This is a genomic window from Bordetella sp. BOR01 (assembly GCF_019218885.1).
In the GTDB taxonomy this organism is placed as follows: Bacteria; Pseudomonadota; Gammaproteobacteria; order Burkholderiales; family Burkholderiaceae_B; genus Bordetella_A.
In genome coordinates, this window is record NZ_JAHUWT010000002.1 from 1024430 (window position 1) to 1044758 (window position 20329).

The window sequence follows — 20329 nt, forward strand, 5'->3', positions numbered from 1 at the left end:
CTGGTTACTGTGCGTGCGCGTCGCCGCCGCGCGGGTCGGCAGCTTGCCCCTGGCCGGCCTGGGCCGCCCGGTGGGCAGCGCGGGCCGTCAGGCCTGCGCTTTGGCCGGCCAGGCGGCCGAACACGGCGCCGCTGGTCAGCCCGCTGGCGCCGGGATAGTTGAAATAGAAAATGCCGCCCACCATCTCGCCGGCCGCGTACAGGCCGGCAATCGGTTCGTGGTTGGTGTCCACCACCTGCCCGTCGGTGGTGATCCGCAGCCCGCCGAACGTGAATGTCACCCCGCAAGTGATGGCATAGGCGTGGAAGGGCGGCGTATCGAGGGGCAGCGCCCAGTTGGATTTCGGTATCGGCAGGCCCCGGGTACGCTTGCCGTCCTTCACGTTCGGGTCGAACGGCACGTCCGGGTCGACCGCGGCGTTGAAGTCCTGGATGGTCCGCAGGCATTGGTCCGGATCCACGTCGTCGAGCTTTTGCACCAGTTCTTCCAGCGTATCGGCCTTCACCCTGGTGACGTGGCGCGTGCGGTATTCATCCAGCAGCAGATGGGTGACCTTGTCGTCGTAGATCTGCCAGGCAAACTGGCCGGGCTGCTCCAGGATGAGATGGCCGTACTTGGCATAGGTGAAATTGCGAATATCGGCACCTTCGTCCAGGAAGCGCTCGCCGTTGCCATTTACCATGATGCTGAAGGTGTAGCTGTGGCGCTGGAAGTGCGGTGTCAGATCCGGATCGCCGAAGTCCGTGGCGTAGCGTTCCCAGCCCACGGCGTGGCAGCCCGACCAGTGCCCATACGGCTGGGCTCCGATGCGCAGCGCCATGGCCAGGCCGTCCCCGGTGTTGTACTTGGTGCCGCGCACCTTGGCCATGTCCCAGCCCTTGCCCAGGTACTTGGTGCGCCACTCGGCATTGGCCTCGAAGCCGCCGCAAGCCAGGATCACCGCGCGGGCGCGAATGCGCAACATGGCACCGCCGATGCGTGCCACGACACCTGTTACGCCATGCACGTCATGGATCAGATCCCGCACCCAGGCCTCGTACACGACGGTCACGCCCTGGTCTTCGGCGGCCTTGTACAAGGCTTCCACCAGCCCTGGTCCGCCCCCATAGGTTGCCAGCGGCGCGCCGCCCCAGAACGTAAAGCGGCCGTTCGATTTGTAGGCCTGGCGACCGTAGTTGGGCATGAATTTCACGCCATTGTCTTTCAACCAGCGCATGACCGAGTTGCTCTGGCGCACCAGGATCTCGCACAGATCGGGATCGGTGCGGTGCTGGGTGATGCGCGCCATGTCGTCGAAGAAATCGCTTTCCGTGTACGAGCCGAAATCGCTGGTCGCGACCTCGTCCGGTGTCAGGTCGTGAGACAAGGCAAGAATGTCATCCAGGCCTTCGTAGGCAAAGCGGACTTTGCCATCGGTATAGGTGCTGTTGCCGCCGCGATGCTCGAACGGGGCGCGTTCAAGCAGCAGGACTTTCGATCCTTGTTGCGCGGCCGAGATTGCCGCGCACAACGCGGCGTTGCCGCCCCCGACCACCACGACGTCGTGCACCGTCGCATCCAGACTCATAGAAACTCCTGCATCATCACAAATTGGGATATTGCGCGCCTGAAGCCAGCAGGCAGGCGCGGACCTGTCTATTGAATGGTGACGTGGGCCTTGCTGATCAGCTCGGCCCACTTGCCTATCTCGCTGTCTATGTATTGCCCGAACTGGCCGGGACCTTCATGCGCGGGAATGACGCCCTGCGCGATGAATTGCTCTTGCACATCCTTGCGCTTCATCGTGGCGGCAATGGCCTGGTTGAGCTTTTCGATCACGGGTTTGGGCGTCTTGGCCGGCACGATGATGCCGTACCATGAACTGGCGTCATAGCCGGCCACGCCCGCTTCTTGCATGGTGGGAACGTCCGGCAGCGCCGGGTGGCGCTTGTCGGTGGAAACCGCCAGCGGCACCAAGGTGTTCTGCTTGATCTGGCCCAGCGCCGAGGTGATCGATGCGGTCAGCAGCGGCACTTCCCCGGCAACCGCGGCCTGGGTCGAGGGCGCGCCGCCTTTGTATGGAATGTGCACGATGTCGATCCCGGTCTTGGCAATGAAGAGCTCCATGGCCATATGGGTGATATTGCCGACGCCGCCCGATGCGTAATTGAGCTTGTGCGGATTGCGCCGCGCGTAGTCGATCAGTTCCTGGATCGAGCGTACGGGCAGCTTGGGGTTCACCGCGAATACCGACGGGCCGTAGCCGATCAGGGCCACTGGCGCGAAGTCCTTCCTGACGTCGAAGGGCAGGCTGGAAAACAGCGACGGCATGGCGATCGTGGCATTCGTCAGGTACATGGTGTAGCCATCCGGTGCCGACTGGGCCACATAGTTGGCGCCGATATTGCCGGCCGCGCCGGGCTTGTTCTCGACCACCACGGATTGGCCCAGCTGTTGCGCGATGCCTTGGGCGATCAGGCGGGCGACCACGTCGGTCGCACCGCCCGGCGCGAACCCCGAGACCACTTGCAGCGCATGGTTGGGGAAGTTGGCGGCGCCGGCAGCGGTGTCGGCGCGGGCCGCACCGCTTGCCATACAGGCCCCCGCGCTTGCAACCAGGATCATGCTGACCACCTTGAATACTCGTTGATTCATGGTCCTCCTCCTTGAGGGCACACGTACTCGGTACGTTGCATTGTCAGCCCGGTGCCTCGAGTGCGCCGGTGCGCCGCCGGACGACTGCAGCGTCGACGGTCCAGAGGATGGTATCAGCGTGATAAATAGCCTGCCAGAATATTGTATTATCTTAGTATTCGATAAATACATACTGGGTTTTCCATGAAACTGCTGCGCCTGCGCTATGTCCTGGAAGTCTTCCGGCATGACAACCACATCTCCAAGACGGCCGAGGCGCTGCACACTTCGCAGCCCGGCATCAGCAAGCACATCCAGATGCTTGAAGACGAACTGGGTTTCAAGATATTCACGCGCAAGCGCAACCGGATCGTCGGCCTGACCGACCCGGGCGAAGAGGTCATTGCGATCGCGCAGCGGGTGCTCAACGACATCGACAGCCTCAAGCGGCTCGGCGAAGAGGTGTCGGCACGCGAGGGCGGCGCCCTTACCATCGCCACGACGCATACTCAGGCGCGGTATGTACTGCCGGACATCATCGCGCGCTTCATCAAGCGGCATCCTAAGGTCGACATCAACTTGCGGCAGGGAAACCCGACGCAGATATGCGAAATGGTCGAGGCAGGCGATGCAGATATTGCCATCGGAACCGAGACGACACGGCCGTTTCCGACGCTGGTCAGGCTGGATTGCTTTCCACTCGAACGCTGCATCATCGCCAAGGTCGGCCATCCGCTGCTCAAAGTAAGAAAGCTGTCCCTGCAGGACATCGCCCGCTATCCCATCATTACGCACGATCCCTCATTCAGCGGGCGGTGGAAGGTGCTGGATGCATTCACCCAGGCCGGCATCACGCCCAAGATCATCTTCGGCGCGGTGGACGCAGACGTGGGCAAAACCTACGTCGAGCTCGGTCTGGGTATTTCCGTGGTTACCACGGTTTCGTACAACCGTCGCAAAGACACCGGCCTGCGGGCAATCGCGGCAGGACACCTGTTTGCGCCGAGCATGACCGCCGTTTCGCTGCGCGCCAACAACTACCTGCGCAACTACACCTACGACCTGATTCGCATGTTGTCGCCCAAGCTGACCCGCGACGTGGTCATGAGCGCGATGCAGAGCGCGCGCGGCGCGAAGGTCGCGACAAAGTGAACCGCGGGCCGGCGAGGCCTTCGAGGAACAAGAACGGAGACACCAGTATGCGATTCAGCCTGCGCCAGATGGAAGTGTTCAGGGCCGTCATGCTGACGGGCTCGATCAAGGGGGCGTCTCGATTGCTCTTTACCTCTCAGCCCGCGCTCAGCCGCATCGTTGCGCATACCGAGCTGACGCTGGGGTTGGCCTTGTTCAACCGGGTAAAGGGGAAACTGATACCCACACCCGAGGCCGAGGCCTTGTTCCGCGAGGTCGACCAGTGCTACCAGCAGGTACTGCGTGTCGACGATTTCGCGCGCGGCCTGGTCAGCGGACCGTCGGGAGTGCTGAACCTGGCTTGCAGCCCGGCGCTCAGCCGTGGCCTGGTGGCCAAGGCGATTACCCGTTTCGTGCAGCACTATCCCAATATCCAGGTGAACTACTGCCTGACGCTATTGAACAGCATGGCGCAGGACGTGCTGGGCAACAAGGTGGACCTGGCGATTTCCGTGCTGCCGATCGAGCATCCCAACCTGCGGGTGACGCCATTCATGGAAGGCCGCATGGTGTGCGTGGTGCCGCGCGGGCACGCGCTGGCTGGGCTGGAACGCGTGGGCATCGCTGACCTGGCGCGTTATCCGCTGATCGCGCATCACCCCAGTATTCCATTCGGCCAACTGGTTTCGGCCGCATTCAACAAAGCCAACATCAGCCTGCAAGCTTCCGTCTACATTCACCAGACCGACACCGCCTGCAGCCTGGTGCGCGCGGGTGCCGGCGTGGCCATGGTGGACCAGTTCACCGTCGAAGGCATGGCCTGGCCCGATATCCAGGTGCTGCCGCTGGCCGAGAACATCCCGCTCAACCCCAGCATCGTGCGTTCGGCGTTCGATACGGGCAAGAGCCACGCGGCAAAGTTCATCGAATTGCTCTTGAAGGGCGAGCAGGCCGGCGATCGCGCGCCCTGAAGGTGTCATAGGGCCAGTCTGTGTTGCATTGCGGCATCCGGCGCATTGCGCCGATCCGGGCCTGGCGATTAACGTCAGGCTATACCCCATTGCGGAATCAGCACTCGCCCAGTCCAGTCCAAATCCCTAGGATTTCACTTATGACGCCAGGCCAACGCGCCGGCGCGAATCGTGAATCCTGTGGAGACGGTAACAATGAAGCTGGGACTAATAGGCCTGGGTAATATCGGCCAGCATTTTGCAAATCGCCTGTTGGCCGCCGGCCATGAACTGATCGTGCACGATCGGTCGGCCGCGGCACAAGAGCGCATCGTTGCCCGTGGCGCGCAGGGGGCCGGCAGCGTGCAGGCGCTGGCCGAGCAGACGCCCATCGTGTTGCTGTGCCTGCCCATGCCGGCCGTGGTGGCCGAAGTCGGCGCGCAGGTCGCCAAAGTAAAAGGCGTGCGCATCCTGCTCGACTTGTCGACGACCGGCCCGTCGGTTACCCATGCTGTCCAAACGCTATTGGCCGAGCAGGGCATCGCCATGGTCGGGTCGCCGGTCAGCGGCGGCACGGTAGCGGCGGAAAAGGGCACTCTGGCGGTGATGGCGGCTGGCCCGAAAGAGGCGTACGACGAAATCGAGCCCGTGCTGCGCGTGATCGGCAAGAATGTGTTTTACCTGGGCGCCGATCCCAGCCTGGGCCAGACCATGAAGATCATCAACAATACCCTGTACGCCACCAGCATGGTGGCCAGTTGCGAGGCGCTGGTGTATGGCGTGAAGGCCGGGTTGGACCCCAAGACTCTGCTGGACGTGGTCAATGTGTCCAGCGGACGCTCTTTCGCGACGCTGGAGCGCATTCCGCAATGCGTGCTCGACCGTAGCTTTCCGGTGCGCTTCACGACCGAACTGCTGCATAAAGACGTCAAGATGTGTATCGACGAAGCCGAGAAGCTGGGCGTGCCCATGTCGGTGAACCCTGCCGCCCGGCAATTCCTGGCATTCGCGATCACGCAGGGCGACGGCCCGCGCGACAACGTGTACCCCATCCGGCATATCGAACAATGGGCGGGGGTTGAATTCGGCTCCAAGCCGGCGTGATCGCGCCGCGACAAGATACACCAGGAGACGAGTCATGAAGCGACGCTTGTTCGCTGCTTTGCTGTGCGCCTTGCCTGTGCTGGCCTGGGGGGCATATCCCGACAAACCCGTACGCCTGGTCGTGCCGTTTACGCCGGGCAGTATTACCGACGTCGTGGCGCGTGCGCTGGCCCAGGGCCTGGATGGCGAGCTGGGGCAGTCCGTGGTGGTAGAGAACCGCGCCGGTGCCAACGGTATCGTGGGGACGGCATCTGCCGTGCGTTCCAAGCCGGACGGATACACCTTGTTCATGGTGGGCGTCAGTACGGGAGCCAGCAACGTCAGCGCGTTCAAATCCCTGCCTTATGACCCACTGAAGGATTTCGCGCCCATCGGCCTGGTGGCCGAGGCGCCCTTCATGCTGGTGTCGCGCAGCGATCTGCCCGTCGGCAGCGTGAAAGACCTGGTCGGCTATGCCAAGGCGCATCCCGGAAAGCTGTCTTATGGCTACGGGTCGGGCAGTGCACAGTTATGCGGCGCCCAGGTAGTGTCCATGGGCGGATTCACTGCCACGCCCGTGGCCTATCGCGGCGTGCCCCAGGCCATGACGGACCTGATGGCGGGCGTGCTCGACTTCACCATTGCCGATATGGTCAACGGCTTGCAGCAGTCGCGCGCCGGCCGGGTCACGGCCTTGGGCGTGACCAGCAAGACGCGTTCGCCGTTGGCGCCAGAGCTGCCAACCTTGGCAGAAGCGGGGTTGCCCGACTACGACCTGAATGTCTGGTTCGGCGTGGCGGCGCCCGCCGGCACGCCAGCCGATGTGATAGCGCGTGTCAATGCTGCCCTGGGAAAAGTCCTGCAGTCGTCGTCGCTGCAGCAGCAGTTCGCCTCTAACGGATTGACGGTGCGGGCTTCCTCGGCCGAGGGGTTCCAGCAATTGATCGCGTCGGACATCGACAAATGGGGCAAGGTCTTCGTTGCCGCTGGCCTGACGCCTCAGTAGCGTCGGCCCGCGCGCGGCGTCATGGGCGCCGGCATTTATTTTTCATCCAGAACATCAAGGAGTGAACCAGCATGGCCATTCAAATCCGCAAGAAACTGTTGAACGTCGAGTCCATCTACCATGAAGGCGGGCCTGCGCGCGACACGCCGGTCAAGATGGCATCGATTGCCGTAGTGATCAAGAACCCGTATGCCGGCCGCTATGTCGAAGACCTGTCGCAGTTGGTCGAGGATTCCAAACTACTGGCCAAGGACATCGTGCCCGAGCTCATGGCCGCGGTGGGCGGCCCCGAAAAAGTCGAGGCCTATGGCAAGGGCGCGATCGTGGGGCTGAACGGCGAGCTGGAGCATGGGGCCATTTGGCATGAGGCGGGCGGTTGGACGATGCGCGCCGTGCTGCCCAAGGCAAAGTCCATCGTGCCCGCCGCCAAGGTCGTGGCCTCGGCGGGCACCCGCCTGCAGATCCCGCTGCACCATATCGAGGCCTGCTATGTGCGCAGCCACTTCAGCACCATGGACGTGGGCGCCATCGACAGCCCGCGCCCCGACGAGTTGCTGTACGCCCTGGTCATATCCACGGGATCCCGCGTTCACGAACGCCTGGGCGGCTTGCGTGCCGACAAGCTGACCGTCGGCGACGGCCAGCGCTAAGCCGCCATGCGCCGGCCGTGGCGCTGGCGCATGGCGCAATGGGGTTCGCCGTGACCGCGGCGAATCGCCTGATTTCCGATAACCGATAGGCGCCGCGCGGGCAGCTGGGCCCCGACGAGCGCCAACAAGGAGACAATAATGATCAAGGCTATCGCCGCCGCGGCGGCAAGCATGCTTTGCCTGATGGCTTCGCCCCTGGCCTGGGCCGACAACTGGCCCACCCGCCCGATCACGCTGGTCGTGCCGTTGGCGCCCGGAGGCAGCACCGACGCCACCGCACGCCTGATCGCCCAGAAGTTGCCTAAGGAACTGGGGCAACCGGTGGTAGTCGAGAACCGGGCCGGCGCCGGCGGTAATATCGGCGCTGATTATGTGGCCAAGGCAAGCCCCGACGGCTACACCTTCCTGATGTCCACCACCACCTTGATCACCAACGTGACGCTGTACAAAAATATGCCGCTCGATGTGCAGAAAGACCTGGCGCCCGTGTCGCGCGTGTCCCTGATCCCGAACGTCTTGATGGTGAACACGAATTTCCCGGCCCAGAACCTGGACGATTTCATTGCCTACGTGAAAAAGCACAAGAACACGGTAAATTATGGCTCTGCGGGTAATGGCACGTCACAGCACTTGTCGGGTTCGCTGTTCGGCCAGATGGCGGACGTCAGCATGACGCACGTGCCGTACAAGGGCGGGGCGCCCGCCAACAGCGACCTGCTGGCAGGCCAGATCCAGGCGGTTTTCTCGCCCATGGTCGAGATCCTGCCATTCATCGACAGCGGCAAGCTGCGTCCATTGGCGGTAACGACCCGGGAACGGTCGCCGCGCCTGCCGGACGTTCCTGCCGTTTCCGAGGCCTTGCCCGGCTACGAGGTTGTGCTGTGGAATGGCGTATGGGCGCCCGCGGGCACGCCGGCGCCGGTCATCCAGCGCATGAACCGGGCCATCAATGCGGTGCTGGCAGACGCCGAGGTGAAGAAAATCCTGCGCGAACAAGGTTCCACGCCTGCGGGCGATACCCCCGAAGCCTTCCGTGCGCTGGTCGGCACCGAGATCAAGAAATGGGGCGATCTGGTGAAATCATCGGGGGCAAGCATTGAATAGTTACTCAACTGGTCACTGAAGTTCAGAAAGGTCAAAGGCATGAAACCTGTATTGCTGGTCCTGGTGTTCTTGTCGGACGAACACCGCGCGCTGGTGAGCGAGCGGTTCGACATGATCTATGCGCCCAACGAGCATCTGGGCAAGGACCGCGCCAATGGCGAGGCGCAGATCGCCGCGCGCGGACAAGAGATCAAAGTGGTGCTGACCAACGGCACGAACGGCCTGCTGGCCAGCGAAATCGATCGCCTGCCGGCACTGGAGCTGATCTGCACCGTGGGGGTCGGATACGAGAACGTCGCGGTCGAGCACGCCAAGGCGCGCGGGATCCCCGTGGCCAACGCCGCCGGCACGAATGACGACTGCGTGGCCGACCACACGATGATGCTGCTGCTGGCCGCCATACGGCGCCTGCCCTTTCTGAACAGCGGCGTACGGCACGGCCTGTGGCGCGACGATATCCCCCGCCCGCCCCATGTGTCGTACCGCCGGCTGGGCATTCTGGGCATGGGGGCGATCGGCAAGAAAGTGGCCCGCCGTGCGTTGGGTTTCCATATGGAAATCGGCTATCACAACCGTCGCCGCCGCGACGACGTGGACTTCCAGTACTTCGACGATCTGAAGAGCCTGGCGCAATGGTGCGACTTCCTGGTGGTGGCCGCGCCGGGCGGGAAAGAGACCTACCACCTTGTCGACGAGGCCATCGTCAACGCCATCGGCTCGCAGGGTGTGCTGGTGAACATTGCCCGGGGCACGGTGGTGGACACCGATGCCGTGGCCGGCGCGCTGCGCGAGGGCCGCCTGATGGCGGCCGCCCTGGACGTGTACGAGAACGAGCCCACGCCGCCGGGGCCGCTGCTGGAACTGGACAACGCGGTATTGACGCCGCACATCGCCGGCATCTCGCCGCAGGCCATCGATATGTCGGTACGCAAGTTCCTCGAGAACGCAGAGCGCTTCTATGCGGGCAAGCCGTTGGTGACACCTGTGTGGTGAGGCATTCGCGCAGGCACGGAGGCTGGGCCGTTCCACCGCATGCAGGCGCACCCATCTGTTACTTCGGCCGCGGATCGCGCAGGCCCCGGTCCGGCGGCGCCAGTTCCCCCGCCCGCAGCCGCCGCACGCAGTTGACCACCGCCCGCGCCACGTTGCGCACCTCTTCCTGTACCGCCCGATCCGCGTCCAGCGCGGCGTGGCTGGTGGCATAGGGCCTGTAGTAGCCGATATAGCGGTCCAGCCGTGACGACGCGCCGGCATCGACCAGGCCCATCCAGTCCAGCCAGTCGCCAAGCGCACGCCGCTGGCCCTCGATGCCAGCCACGTCGCCGTGTACCACCAAGCCATAGGCGCGGCCCGCCAGGTGCTTGGGGTAGGGCCAGCCGTCCATTTCGATCTTCTTGGCCTTCATTGCGTCCTTGCCGCCGGTCGAGGTCGGGTCGGGGTTGCCGCCGTCGGCGCAAACCAGCCGGTCGATCATCAGCTTCAGGGGGCTGGGCGATTGATACCAGTAGGTGGGCGCGACCAATATCACGCCGTGCGCCGCCACCCATTGTTCATAGATGCCGTTCATTGCATCGTTATCCTGGCCCAGGGAATGGTTGGGATAACAACTGCACGGCCAATGGCACAGGGGCATCGCCGTGGACACGCACCCTTTGCAGGGGTGGATCTGGTACTGGTATTCCGAAACCAGCCGGCTCAGGTCGAGCATGTCGGCCTGCATGCCGCCCGCCTCTACTTCGTGGCGAACGATCTGTGCCAGCCGCCAGCTCTTGGAGACCTCGCCCGGACAGGTGCCGTCGTTGCGCGAGGCGCCGATGACCACCAGCACGCGCGAATGCGTATGCGGGTCGCGCTGGGTTGCCTCGGCCCGCGCCAGTCGGTCGCGAGTCTCTTTCCATTCCACCGACAGGTCGTAATCGGCATCGGCATAGCCCGGACCGGCCTTCACCGTGATGGGGGCCTTGCGGCCGTCCTGGTAAGCGTCCCATGCGATCGCTTCGAGCCGTTGCAAGGCCGCATGCTCGGCCTGGAAGGCAGGGTCGTAGAAGCGCCGCATGAAGCGCAGCCGAAATGCCTCGCGCGTGAGCGGGCCTGGATATTGGCCGGTACGAAGTTCGAGCTTGGGTGCGGTCATCGGAATCTGCCTGCGGGCATGGGGGCAGGCAAGGCCGCAAACTGCGTGCCCAAGGGGCTTATCGGGGCTGTCGAGGCTTCACGGGTATGTTGCGGTGCAGTATCCGCCCCGGGACCCTCGACCCATATGCAGCACGTTATGGATAATAAGATTATTTCATTTGAGCCGGTATGGCGGCGGCCAGATAATGCCTTCATTCGAATAACTAACTAATACCGGAGACAATCGCCATGCCTACAGCCTTGCTGCTGCGGCGGATGCCGCACGCCCTGTTGCTCAGCCTTGCGCTGGGCCCGGCTGCCGCCCATGCCGCCGGCTCCTATCCCGATCGCCCCATCACACTGGTTGTGCCGTTCGCCGCGGGCGGCGGTGCCGATGTGGTGGCCAGGCTGCTTGCCACGAAACTGCCTTCGCAATTGGGCGGCCAGTCCGTCATCGTGGATAACAAGCCGGGCGCCTCGGGCAATATCGGGGCCACCCAGGTTTCCCGCGCGCCGGCCGACGGGTATACCTTCCTGCTCACGAACAGCACGCTTACCATCAATGCCAGCCTGGACATGCGCGGTACGCCCGATGTGCGCAAGGCGCTGGCGCCGGTGTCCTTGCTGGTGATCGCGCCCGTGGCATTGGGCGTCAATGCGGCGGTTCCGGCCAAGACCGTGCCCGAGCTGATCGACTACGTCGGGCAGAATGCCGGAAAGCTCAGTTATTCCTCTTGCGGCAACGGTACGCCGCAGCACTTCACGGGTGAGTCCATCAAGCAGGCCGCCAAGCTCGACATGGTTCACGTGCCGTATAAAGGGTGCGCGCCGGCCGTCAACGACGGGCTGGGCAACCAGGTACCTATTCTTTTCAGCACGATTCCAAACCTGGCGCCGCATGCCGAATCGGGCAAGCTGCGCATGCTGGCCGTGGCCTCGGCCAAGCGGGTCTCGTTCATGCCCGATTTGCCGGCCATCGCCGAGACCAAGCCGTTCGGGGCACTGGACATTTCCGTATGGTTCGGAGTGCTTGCGCCCAAGGGCCTGCCTGCCGATGTAAAGGAAAAATTCGAAGCGGCCATCACGGCCACCATGGCCGATCCCGCCGTGCAGAAGGAATTCCGGGATCGCTATTACGAAATCGAGAAAACCGGGGCCGCGGCCATGTCCAGCCAGATCGACAAGGACCTGGACATGTACGGCAAGCTGGCTGAACAATCCGGCATCACGCTGGAATGACGCGGCCTTATCTTCAGACTTCGTTCCAAGGAAATTCCATGAGCATTGCCCCGGACCTCAAAGCCTGCATCGATGACCTGGTCGTTGCCAACCGCGTACTGGCGCGCTTCGGCGTGCTGGACGGGTTCGGCCATGTCAGCGTGCGGCATCCGCACGATGCGCAGCGCTTCCTGCTGTCGCGTTCACTGGCACCCGAGCTCGTCACGGCCGACGACATCATGGAGTTCGGCATGGACTCCGAGGTGGCCACCGAAGACGAGCGTAAGCCTTATCTGGAGCGCTACATCCATGGCGAGATCTACCGCGCGCGCCCCGACGTCCATGCCGTGGTGCACAGCCACTCGCCATCGGTGATTCCTTTCGCGGGCTCTTCGGTACGCCTGCAGCCCGTCTACCATATGGCGGGTTTTCTGGGGGGCGGTGCGCCGATATTCGACATCCGCTGTTGCTTCGGGGATACCGACATGCTGGTGCGCAACCGCGACCATGGCAAAGAGCTGGCGCAGACGCTGGGCGACAAGCAAATCTCGCTGATGCGCGGGCATGGCTTCGTTGCGGTAGGGGGCGGCATACCGGTGGCGGTATATCGCGCCATTTATACCGAGATGAACGCGGCGCTTCAGCAAAAAGCCATAGGCTTGAACGGCGACATCACCTACCTGAGCCCGGAAGAGGCGGCGCTGGCCGACGAGATGATGGCCGGTGTGATGAACCGGCCGTGGGAGCTGTGGAAAAAGAAGGCCTACGAGTAAGTCTTTCTTGGCGCACGCCGGGCGCGATCAGGCAAACGCCGCGATCCGGCAGCCGATGTCCTCTGCGGCCTGGCGGATGGTCCGGGCGATTTCGATGGCGCCGCGTGTGTCGCTGTGCACCAGGATGGAGTCCGCCGGCATGTCCAGGTCGGTTCCGTCAATGGCCCGAACCTTGCCTTCCTGCAGCACGCGCTGGACACGCTCGCGTACCAGTGCCGGGTCGTGAATGACGGCGCCCGCCGTCTTGCGGCTGACCAGCACGCCATCGGGTGTATAGGCACGGTCGGCCAGGAACGAGGCGACGATGTCCAGGCCCAGTTTCTGGGCCGCCCTGTACGCGGCGGTATGGGGTAGCGCCACGAACTTCAGGCCGGGATCGAAAGCCTTGAAGGCGCGCAGCGCGGCAAGGGCAACCTGGTCATCGACAAAGGAAAGATTGCCCAGTGCGCCATGGAAGTTGGCGTGCGTGAGCCGGGTTCCCGCGTGCTCGGCGATGGCGCTCAGTGCGCCAAGCTGGTACAGCGTCATCAGTTCAAGTTCTTTGGCGGTATAGGCGATATGGCGGCGCCCGAAACCCTGGCGGTCCGGATAGCCGACGTGCGCCCCGATGCTGACGCCATTCTTCTTCGCCAGCACCGCGGTCTCGTGCATCGTCATGAAGTCGCCTGCATGGAAGCCGCAGGCCACGTTGGCCGACGTGATGAGTTCCAGGATGGCGGCGTCATCGGCCATGACATAGTCGCCAAAGCCTTCGCCCAGATCGGAATTGATATCGATGGTTTTCATGGTGCATCCTTCATTGGAAACGGTGGCGTGTCAGCTCGCAACGCAGGGCAATGTCATCCAGGAGTTTCTGGTGACGGTTCCAAAGCGCGGCCGCGTACGCCACGTCGCACAGCGCAAAGCGCATCGGCCCCCTGGGGCTCAGCTGGGCAAACAGGTGCAGGTCGGCCTGGATGACGGTGGCGATGACGGGATAGCCGCCGCTGGTGTTGCCGTCGCACAGCTGGACAATGGGTTGTCCCGACGGGGGAAGTTGAACCACGCCCGGCACGATGCCATGAGAGCGCATCTCGCGCCGAACCCGGGTTTGCAGGACAGGGCCTTCCAGGCGGCACCCCACGCGATTGCTCTGGGGGGACACCTGCCAGGTGGCATCCACCAGTTGCTGCTGCGCCCCGGCAGCCAGGTCGGCCCATTGCGCGGCGGGCAGGATGTGCATGACGGGGGCGGCGCCGTCGTCTTGCGGGGCGGGCCGGTCCTGCCCGTCGCCTCGATGCGCATACGGGGCCAGTTGCATCACGGGCAGCCCAAAGCCGGTATTGGGGCGGCGCAATGATGCCGTCGGGCACAGCTCAAGAACGTCCCCGTTCTTGAGGATACGGCCCTGCATGCCGCCGAACCCGCCTTTCAGGTCGGTGGCGGCGGATCCCAGCACCGGTGGCACGGCCAGCCCTCCGCGAAACGCCAGATAGCTGCGCACCCCCGTGCTCACGGTGCCTAGCCGCAGCGTTTGGCCGGCGCGTACGCTCAGTGCCCACCAGTTGGGCAACTTGCGCCCGTCCAGGGTGGCGTCCACGGTGGCGCCGGCCAGGGCGATTTCGGTGTCGGTCCGGAAAGTCATGCTGGCCCGGCCCATGGTGATCTCCAGGCCGGCCGCGTCGACGGCGTTGCCCAGCATGAGATTGGCGACAGACAGCGCCAAGGGGTCCATGGCACCGCTCAGGCCAACGCCGAGATGGCGCCAGGACTGGCGGCCCAGATCCTGTACCGAGCTGTAGAAGCCGGCCTGGGTCATCTCGATCATGCCAAGACCGCCTGCACGTCGAAGCGCACTGTGTCGCCGGGCGCGAGCAGCGCCGGGCATTCCCGGGCAGGGTCGAAGCAGTCGAGCCCGGTCTTGCCGATGATGTGCCAGCCTGACGGCGTGGTTCGGGAAAGAATGCCGGCCTGATTGCCGCCTATGATGACCGACCCGGCTTCGACGCGCGGCCGGGGAGTGTCCCGCCGCGGCACGGCCAGCCTGGAGTCCAGGCCGCCCAGGTAGGCAAAGCCGGGCTGGCTGCCCAGGGCATAGACGACATAGCTGGCCCGCGCATGCCGGTCGATGTATTCGTGGCGGGTCAGCCCCGCGTAGCGCGCCACAAGATCCAGGTCTTCTCCTTGTGGTCCGCCATACACCACCGGCACGACGATCTGGCGGCCTTGCGATGCGCCGGCCGGAGCAGCTTGCCATGCGTCGCGGATGACTGCCTGGCAAGCATCGAAATCGTGCTGGATATGCCGGAAGATCACCAGCCAGTTGTTCATTCCCGGAACGACTTCAAGCACGTCCTCGCGGGCCGACAGGCTGGCCGACACCGCCCAGATCTTGTGCTGGACGTCCAGGCCGGGGGCGCCGGTGCCGGCTGGGCCAGGGTCGCACAGGATGGCGTATTCACCCTGCCGGGTGCAGGTCAGCGCAGCGGGGGTGGAATCTGTCATTTCCGGTCGGGCGAGATCATCTAGCCTTCCGCAGGGGTGCGCAGGTGCCACTGGGTGCGCGCCTGGTACACCTCGCCTATATCCAGGATTTCTTCCTCGCCATATGGGCAGCCGATGATCTGCAGCGATATCGGCAGGCCGCTGGGCGTGGCTCCGCCGGGCAGGGCCAGCGCCGCCAGGTTGAAGAAATTGGCGAACCGGGTGTAGTAGGCCGGCGTGGCGGCCTGGTCTACCTCGGTGAGGGGCAGCGGCGCCGTTGCGGTGGTCGGGGTCAGCAGCGCGTCGACCTGGCCGAAGATGGCGTAGAGTTCACGCTGCATTGCCTGGCGGCGCCGAAGTGCGTTCAGATAGTCGGCGGCCCGCACCTCGCGGCCTTTCAGCAGGCGAGGGCGCACGTCTTCATCCAGGGGTTGGGACGCATCGTCGAGTAGCTGGGCATAGAAGCTGTAGCCCTCGGCATTCATGATCAGGCTGTTGAGTTCGGCCACTTCGGCAAAACCGTAGGGAAGCGCGATATCCACGATATCGGCGCCGGCCGCGCGCAGTACTTCCAGGGATGCATCGTAGGCGGCCAACACTTCCGGCGTGGCCACGGCACGTTCGTTTTCGGGAAGGCGGGCCAGCCGCAGGCCGGCCAGGCCGGTGCGCGGGCGCGCCTGGCCGGCGCGTTGCGCGGGCCAGGCGCCATGGGCGTCGACGGCTTCAGGTTCCCTCAGCGCATGGTAGAGCAGCCGGGCATCGCCGACAGTGCGCGTCATGGGGCCCGGAGTATCCAGTGTCGTGCTCAGCGGCATTACGCCATGGGTGCTGATGCGTCCGGTGCTGACTTTCAGTCCGGTCAGGTTGCACCACGATGCCGGCAGGCGCACCGAACCGCCCGTATCCGTACCGATTGCCCAGGGCGCCAGGCCGGCGGCAACGGCCACTCCCGATCCGCTGCTCGAGCCGCCCGGGGTGCGCGGCACATCCAGGTCCCAGGGGTTCAGCGGCGTGCCAAGGCGGGTATTGGTGCCCCAGCCGCCGGTAGCGAACTCAACGGTATGTGTCTTGCCCAGGATGATCATTCCCTGTTGCCGAAGGCGCTGAACGATGGTCGCCGTGACCGCACTGCGACGCTCCCGGTTGGCGGCGCATCCGCCCATCGTGATACGGCCCTGGATTTCGACCAGGTCCTTGATGGCGATGGGAATGCCATGCAATGGACCGAGCGCGCATCCCGCATCGCGGGCAAGGTCGGCGCTTCGCGCCGCTTGCCGGGCTTCGTGGGCATAGGTGTCGACAAACGCGTGCAGACGGGAATCCCGGTCTGCAATCCGCTGCAGATAATGTTCCACCAGCGTTGCGGACGATATGCTGCCGGCATCGAGCCCGGCAGATATCTCTTTCACGGTCATGAATGAACTGGACAATGACATCGCTCGGGTTCCTTTTTCAATGCTGCGCCAAGTGTTCCTGGATGACCGCCGAGGTACCCAGGATGTCCGGGTACTTCTCGCCCGCGTCCACGCGCTGCAGCGTTTGCTTCTCGCCGGTTTGCAGGCCGATGGCCTTGTTGGCGGCAAACTCGATAAGCTCGGGCCGGAGGACCAGGACGCCGTTTTCGTCGGCCAGGATGGCGTCTCCGGCCGATACCGCCACGCCACCGCAAGAGACGGGAATGCAGAATTCCCCGCCGATGCCCAGCGTCTTCACGGTAATCGTTGTCAGGCCCCGCGACCAGACCGGCAGGCCATAGCGCCGCAGCTCTTCGATGTCGGTCACGACACCGTCCACGATGATGCCCAGGACGCCGGCCGCGCGGGCCGCGTAGGCCAGGGCACCGCCCAGGCTGGCATGGCGCTGGTCGCCGCAACGGTCGATCACCAGGATGTCGCCCGGACGAGCCTGGCCCACCGCGTAATGCGCCATGGCGCCGTCCGGGCCCGGATAGCGAACGGTTACTGCCGTGCCGGCAATGCGCTGGGGTCCAAGCATGGCGCGGATGCCGCTGTCCATGAAGCCGGTGTGAAGAAAATGGCCGATGGTGGCGGGCTCGGCGCGGGCCAGCAATTCGATGCGTTCGGGGGCGATTTGCTCCGGAAGGGATTTCAGCAGGTACATGGGAACTGTCTCCAGAATGAAGTGAGGAATCCGGGGGCCAGCGATGCGCGCATCCGCTGGCCTTCCTTGGTAAGTGACGGTTTATCGATACCAGAGTGCGACTTCGGGCCACACGATGATGATGCCCACCAACGTAAGCAGGGCGAGCAGATAGGGCGAAACGCCGATGAAGACATCCATGAGCGATCCGCGGCCGCGCGTTGCCTGCACGACGTAGCAGTTCATGCCGACCGGCGGCGTGATGAGGCCCGCTTCGGTAACCAGGATCACCATGATGCCGAACCAGACCGGATCAAAGCCCAGTTTGGCCATGATGGGCGCGAGCACCGGCACGGTCAGCACAGTTAGCGACAGGCCTTCCAGAAAGCACCCCAGGATCAGGTAGATCAGCACGACCAGGAGAACGATAGAGTACGTGCTGAGCTCCAGTCCCAGCACGAAACTCTCGAGCAGCCGGGAGAACCCGATCAAGCCCAGGGCGAAGTTCAGCAGCGCCGCGAAGATGATGATGATCATCAGGATGGCGTTGGTCTTGGCCGTGGCAAGCAGCGCCGAATTCAGGATCCTGAACGACATCCGGCCTCTTGCCAGCCCCAGGACCAGGGTTGCGATGACGCCCAGCGCAGCCGCTTCGGTTGGCGTGGCGATACCGGCATAGATGGACCCCACGACCACCAGGAACAGTCCCAAAGGCGGCAGCAGCTTCGGCAGCGTGGCGATGCGCATGCGCCAATCGGTCTTGATCTCTTCGCCGCTCCATTCCGGCCGCATGATGCAGAGCACGGTGGTCACCAACATGAAGAGGGCCGTCAAGATCAGCCCTGGCACGATACCGGCGAGGTAGAGTTCCGGGATCGAAGTGTTGGTGATGCTGCCGTACACGATCAGATTGATGGATGGCGGAATAAGAATGCCCAGCGTGCCGCCGGCGGCGATGCTTCCCAGGAACAGCCTTTCGTTGTAGCCGTGCAGTTTGATCTGGGGAATGGCGATCGAGCCTATCGTGGCCGCCGTGGCCAGGCTGGATCCCGAGGTGGCGGCAAAGATGGCGCTGGTGGCGACGTTGGTCTGCATCAGCCTGCCGGGCATCTTGTTCAGCCACGGCGCCACTGCGTCGTACATTTCGCCGGCAATGCCGCTGCGCACGAAGATCTCGCCTAGCATGATGAACAAGGGCACCGAGATCAGTACATAATTCTGCGACTGGGCCCAGGCCGTCATCCCCAGCGAATCCACGATGGGAACCGGAGATATCAGTCCTACCGCCAGTGCGCCCAGGCCTATGACCGAAAAGATGGGCAAGCCCGCAAAGAAAAGAATGAACGCGCCCAATATGAAGGCGATACCGATGGTCATAGCGTGTACTCCCCGGACTGCTCGTTTTCTTCTATGAGCTTTATCGTCTCTTCATACTTGCCTTGCAGGACCAGACTCAGGCTCTCCAGCAATACCAGTGCCGCGGAAACAAAGAAAAGCAGGACACCGGCCAGGAAAATGAACTGTGGAATCCACATGGGCACGCGCAGCGGCGTGTTTGATACCGCATCGAATGTCCACGAGTCGAAGGCAATGATCCAGACCTGCCACGCCAGGATCCCGATCAGGACCGCCGTCACCAGCACGGCCAGGAGATCTAGCCAGGCCTTGGGGCGGGGCGCCAGTGTCATGTGCAGAACATTTACCCGTATATGGCTGCCCTCGAAAAACGCGTACGACAAGGCCCAGCTGGTGGCCAGTGCCAGCGCATAACCCGCGAGCTCGTCGGCGCCGACGAATGCGATGCCGAAGACCTTGCGAACCAGTACGTCGGTACTGACCAGCAGTGCCGTAGCGAACAAGACATACAGGCCAGCCAGGGCGACATTGCGGGAAAGGCGCTCGAGCAGGGTTCTGGCATTGGTGATGAAAGGCATGATGACTCCCGTTCTGCCCGCCATTCCGATGCGTTGCCGGAATGGGGGCAATTCGACGTTGGGTTACTGGACAGGAATCTGCATGTCGACGACCTTGCCGACGGAGTCGTTCCACGCGGCAGCGCAGTCTTTGCCGCATGCCTTGCCGTACTGAGGCAAGACACTCTGTTGCACGACTTCGCGCACCTTGGCCAGGTCTTCGCTGCTGGGCTCGACAAGTTTCATATCGCCCGGCGTGACCCCCGCCTGGCCGATCATCGTGCAACGCTTGTCGGCGGTATTGCACCAGATCCCTTCATTGACATTCCTGGCCTGGATCGCGTCGCTGATGCTGCGATAGTAGTAATCGACAGCCTTGGTCAACCACTGGCGCTGGGCATCGTCCAGCTTGGCCAGGCTCTTGCTGTTGATGACCTGGATGGTGGGCGCCCAGCCTGCGATAAGGGTAAACATGGTGTCCGAAACCTCGTACAGCTTGGCGGTGTTGCCGGACATGGTGCCCGTGATCACGCAGTCGATCACGCCGCGCTGCAGGGCTGGCACCAGTTCCCCGAAAGCCATGGTGACGGGGGCCGCGCCCAGGCCCTGCACCAGTTCGGAAAGCGTGCTCGAGCTGACCCGCACCTTCTTGCCCTTCAGGTCGTCGACGGTTTTCACGTCGCCCTTGCAGAAGAAAGTTTGCGCGCCCGACATGCCGGCGCCAAGCAAGTTCACGCGGTAGCGCTTCTGCAGGGCCGCTTCGGCAGCGGGTTCGTAGGCGGCAAGCACCTTCTTGATGCTGTCGATCGAAGTGGCCACGCCAGCCAGGTCGAAGCCGTCCAGCGTCGGGACGTCGCCAGAACCATAGTTGGCGACCATGTTTGCCATGTCGAAAGTGCCCTGGGAGATCAGTTGCAGCGCATCCGAGGGTTGCGCGTTGATGTCGGTGACGCTATTCAGTGTGGCGGTTACCTTGCCGGCGCTGAGTTCCTTGACTGTCTCGTTCCAGAAGGGCTTTACGACGAACGACCATTCCGCGGTGCCCACCGGCGGGCCGAGGACGCGCATCGAGAACGGCTGCATTTCCTGAGCAAGGGAAATCAGTTCGGCCTTGGTATCGGCTTGCGCGCGTACAGCCGTTGTCGCCAGTGCGGCAAGCGCCACGGCCACGGCAGAAAGAAGTTGTCTGTGAGTCTGCTTCATTTCCATT

General features: G+C 63.6%; 20 protein-coding genes. 9 read left to right on the forward strand and 11 right to left on the reverse strand.

Features of this window, described 5'->3' with window-relative positions; translation table 11 throughout:
* Positions 1 to 4 precede the first annotated feature (4 nt).
* Both tcuA and KW845_RS12595 read right to left on the reverse strand, forming a co-directional pair.
* On the reverse strand, positions 5 to 1567 hold the full coding sequence (gene tcuA / locus KW845_RS12590; protein ID WP_218369554.1) for an FAD-dependent tricarballylate dehydrogenase TcuA: 1563 nt from the start codon (positions 1565 to 1567) through the stop codon (positions 5 to 7).
* Between the two features lie 68 nt (positions 1568 to 1635).
* Entirely contained in the window at positions 1636 to 2634 is a 999-nt protein-coding gene (locus tag KW845_RS12595) for a tripartite tricarboxylate transporter substrate binding protein (RefSeq protein ID WP_218369555.1), read from the reverse strand.
* Positions 2635 to 2817: 183 nt separating this feature from the next.
* Here KW845_RS12595 and KW845_RS12600 point away from each other — a divergent pair, with 183 nt between their 5' ends.
* The 7 genes from KW845_RS12600 to KW845_RS12630 all read left to right on the forward strand — a co-directional run bounded on the left by KW845_RS12600 (position 2818) and on the right by KW845_RS12630 (position 9530).
* On the forward strand, positions 2818 to 3765 hold the full coding sequence (locus KW845_RS12600) for a LysR substrate-binding domain-containing protein (RefSeq protein WP_218369556.1): 948 nt from the start codon (positions 2818 to 2820) through the stop codon (positions 3763 to 3765).
* A gap of 47 nt (positions 3766 to 3812) precedes the next feature.
* Entirely contained in the window at positions 3813 to 4715 is a 903-nt protein-coding gene (locus KW845_RS12605) for a LysR family transcriptional regulator (RefSeq protein ID WP_218369557.1), read from the forward strand.
* 195 nt (positions 4716 to 4910) lie between these two features.
* A complete protein-coding gene (locus tag KW845_RS12610) occupies positions 4911 to 5798 on the forward strand; it encodes an NAD(P)-dependent oxidoreductase (RefSeq protein WP_218369558.1) in 888 nt (295 codons plus the stop codon).
* Positions 5799 to 5832: 34 nt separating this feature from the next.
* Positions 5833 to 6783 (forward strand): tripartite tricarboxylate transporter substrate binding protein, encoded by a 951-nt coding sequence (locus KW845_RS12615; RefSeq protein ID WP_218369559.1) that lies wholly within the window; start codon positions 5833 to 5835, stop codon positions 6781 to 6783.
* A 71-nt stretch (positions 6784 to 6854) separates the two neighbouring features.
* On the forward strand, positions 6855 to 7433 hold the full coding sequence (locus KW845_RS12620; RefSeq protein ID WP_218369560.1) for an amino acid synthesis family protein: 579 nt from the start codon (positions 6855 to 6857) through the stop codon (positions 7431 to 7433).
* Between the two features lie 138 nt (positions 7434 to 7571).
* On the forward strand, positions 7572 to 8537 hold the full coding sequence (locus KW845_RS12625; protein WP_218369561.1) for a tripartite tricarboxylate transporter substrate binding protein: 966 nt from the start codon (positions 7572 to 7574) through the stop codon (positions 8535 to 8537).
* A 39-nt stretch (positions 8538 to 8576) separates the two neighbouring features.
* Positions 8577 to 9530: a 2-hydroxyacid dehydrogenase gene (locus tag KW845_RS12630; protein ID WP_218369562.1), complete on the forward strand. Its 954-nt coding sequence runs from the start codon at positions 8577 to 8579 to the stop codon at positions 9528 to 9530.
* Between the two features lie 58 nt (positions 9531 to 9588).
* Here the strand turns inward: KW845_RS12630 and KW845_RS12635 are convergent, their stop codons facing one another.
* The gene (locus KW845_RS12635; RefSeq protein ID WP_218369563.1) at positions 9589 to 10671 is read right to left on the reverse strand and encodes a flavodoxin family protein; all 1083 of its coding nucleotides are present in this window, start codon (positions 10669 to 10671) and stop codon (positions 9589 to 9591) included.
* Positions 10672 to 10901: 230 nt separating this feature from the next.
* On the opposite strand from KW845_RS12635, the gene KW845_RS12640 reads away from it, so the two are divergent.
* Together KW845_RS12640 and KW845_RS12645 are read left to right on the forward strand one after the other, a co-directional pair.
* Positions 10902 to 11891: a tripartite tricarboxylate transporter substrate binding protein gene (locus KW845_RS12640; RefSeq protein ID WP_218369564.1), complete on the forward strand. Its 990-nt coding sequence runs from the start codon at positions 10902 to 10904 to the stop codon at positions 11889 to 11891.
* Positions 11892 to 11929: 38 nt separating this feature from the next.
* The gene (locus KW845_RS12645) at positions 11930 to 12643 is read left to right on the forward strand and encodes a class II aldolase/adducin family protein (protein WP_218369565.1); all 714 of its coding nucleotides are present in this window, start codon (positions 11930 to 11932) and stop codon (positions 12641 to 12643) included.
* Between the two features lie 27 nt (positions 12644 to 12670).
* Here KW845_RS12645 and KW845_RS12650 read toward each other — a convergent pair whose 3' ends face one another.
* The 8 genes from KW845_RS12650 to dctP all read right to left on the reverse strand — a co-directional run bounded on the left by KW845_RS12650 (position 12671) and on the right by dctP (position 20322).
* Positions 12671 to 13429 carry a LamB/YcsF family protein gene (locus KW845_RS12650; protein WP_218369566.1) on the reverse strand — a complete coding sequence of 253 codons (759 nt, stop codon included), beginning with the start codon at positions 13427 to 13429 and terminating at the stop codon, positions 12671 to 12673.
* Positions 13430 to 13439: 10 nt separating this feature from the next.
* Entirely contained in the window at positions 13440 to 14450 is a 1011-nt protein-coding gene (locus KW845_RS12655; protein ID WP_218369567.1) for a biotin-dependent carboxyltransferase family protein, read from the reverse strand.
* Positions 14447 to 15127, reverse strand: coding sequence for a 5-oxoprolinase subunit PxpB (gene pxpB / locus KW845_RS12660; RefSeq protein ID WP_218369568.1), 681 nt, complete (start codon positions 15125 to 15127; stop codon positions 14447 to 14449). The genes KW845_RS12655 and pxpB overlap by 4 nt, the downstream gene beginning before the upstream one ends.
* Before the next feature lie 20 nt (positions 15128 to 15147).
* Entirely contained in the window at positions 15148 to 16542 is a 1395-nt protein-coding gene (locus KW845_RS12665) for an amidase (protein ID WP_255592581.1), read from the reverse strand.
* Positions 16543 to 16558: 16 nt separating this feature from the next.
* Positions 16559 to 17227: an RraA family protein gene (locus tag KW845_RS12670; RefSeq protein ID WP_218369569.1), complete on the reverse strand. Its 669-nt coding sequence runs from the start codon at positions 17225 to 17227 to the stop codon at positions 16559 to 16561.
* An 81-nt stretch (positions 17228 to 17308) separates the two neighbouring features.
* Positions 17309 to 18583 carry a TRAP transporter large permease gene (locus KW845_RS12675; protein ID WP_218369570.1) on the reverse strand — a complete coding sequence of 425 codons (1275 nt, stop codon included), beginning with the start codon at positions 18581 to 18583 and terminating at the stop codon, positions 17309 to 17311.
* Positions 18580 to 19140 (reverse strand): TRAP transporter small permease subunit, encoded by a 561-nt coding sequence (locus KW845_RS12680; protein WP_218369571.1) that lies wholly within the window; start codon positions 19138 to 19140, stop codon positions 18580 to 18582. Before KW845_RS12680 ends, KW845_RS12675 begins: the two co-directional genes overlap by 4 nt.
* Before the next feature lie 63 nt (positions 19141 to 19203).
* On the reverse strand, positions 19204 to 20322 hold the full coding sequence (dctP, locus tag KW845_RS12685; protein WP_218369572.1) for a TRAP transporter substrate-binding protein DctP: 1119 nt from the start codon (positions 20320 to 20322) through the stop codon (positions 19204 to 19206).
* Between the last annotated feature and the right edge of the window lie 7 nt (positions 20323 to 20329).

Coding starts and splice junctions, on each gene's coding strand:
- tcuA (WP_218369554.1), bottom strand. CDS start 1,567: ATGAGTCTGGATGCGACGGTGCACGACGTCGTGGTGGTCGGGGGCGGC.
- KW845_RS12595 (WP_218369555.1), bottom strand. CDS start 2,634: ATGAATCAACGAGTATTCAAGGTGGTCAGCATGATCCTGGTTGCAAGC.
- KW845_RS12600 (WP_218369556.1), top strand. CDS start 2,818: ATGAAACTGCTGCGCCTGCGCTATGTCCTGGAAGTCTTCCGGCATGAC.
- KW845_RS12605 (WP_218369557.1), top strand. CDS start 3,813: ATGCGATTCAGCCTGCGCCAGATGGAAGTGTTCAGGGCCGTCATGCTG.
- KW845_RS12610 (WP_218369558.1), top strand. CDS start 4,911: ATGAAGCTGGGACTAATAGGCCTGGGTAATATCGGCCAGCATTTTGCA.
- KW845_RS12615 (WP_218369559.1), top strand. CDS start 5,833: ATGAAGCGACGCTTGTTCGCTGCTTTGCTGTGCGCCTTGCCTGTGCTG.
- KW845_RS12620 (WP_218369560.1), top strand. CDS start 6,855: ATGGCCATTCAAATCCGCAAGAAACTGTTGAACGTCGAGTCCATCTAC.
- KW845_RS12625 (WP_218369561.1), top strand. CDS start 7,572: ATGATCAAGGCTATCGCCGCCGCGGCGGCAAGCATGCTTTGCCTGATG.
- KW845_RS12630 (WP_218369562.1), top strand. CDS start 8,577: ATGAAACCTGTATTGCTGGTCCTGGTGTTCTTGTCGGACGAACACCGC.
- KW845_RS12635 (WP_218369563.1), bottom strand. CDS start 10,671: ATGACCGCACCCAAGCTCGAACTTCGTACCGGCCAATATCCAGGCCCG.
- KW845_RS12640 (WP_218369564.1), top strand. CDS start 10,902: ATGCCTACAGCCTTGCTGCTGCGGCGGATGCCGCACGCCCTGTTGCTC.
- KW845_RS12645 (WP_218369565.1), top strand. CDS start 11,930: ATGAGCATTGCCCCGGACCTCAAAGCCTGCATCGATGACCTGGTCGTT.
- KW845_RS12650 (WP_218369566.1), bottom strand. CDS start 13,429: ATGAAAACCATCGATATCAATTCCGATCTGGGCGAAGGCTTTGGCGAC.
- KW845_RS12655 (WP_218369567.1), bottom strand. CDS start 14,450: ATGATCGAGATGACCCAGGCCGGCTTCTACAGCTCGGTACAGGATCTG.
- pxpB (WP_218369568.1), bottom strand. CDS start 15,127: ATGACAGATTCCACCCCCGCTGCGCTGACCTGCACCCGGCAGGGTGAA.
- KW845_RS12665 (WP_255592581.1), bottom strand. CDS start 16,542: ATGTCATTGTCCAGTTCATTCATGACCGTGAAAGAGATATCTGCCGGG.
- KW845_RS12670 (WP_218369569.1), bottom strand. CDS start 17,227: ATGTACCTGCTGAAATCCCTTCCGGAGCAAATCGCCCCCGAACGCATC.
- KW845_RS12675 (WP_218369570.1), bottom strand. CDS start 18,583: ATGACCATCGGTATCGCCTTCATATTGGGCGCGTTCATTCTTTTCTTT.
- KW845_RS12680 (WP_218369571.1), bottom strand. CDS start 19,140: ATGCCTTTCATCACCAATGCCAGAACCCTGCTCGAGCGCCTTTCCCGC.
- dctP (WP_218369572.1), bottom strand. CDS start 20,322: ATGAAGCAGACTCACAGACAACTTCTTTCTGCCGTGGCCGTGGCGCTT.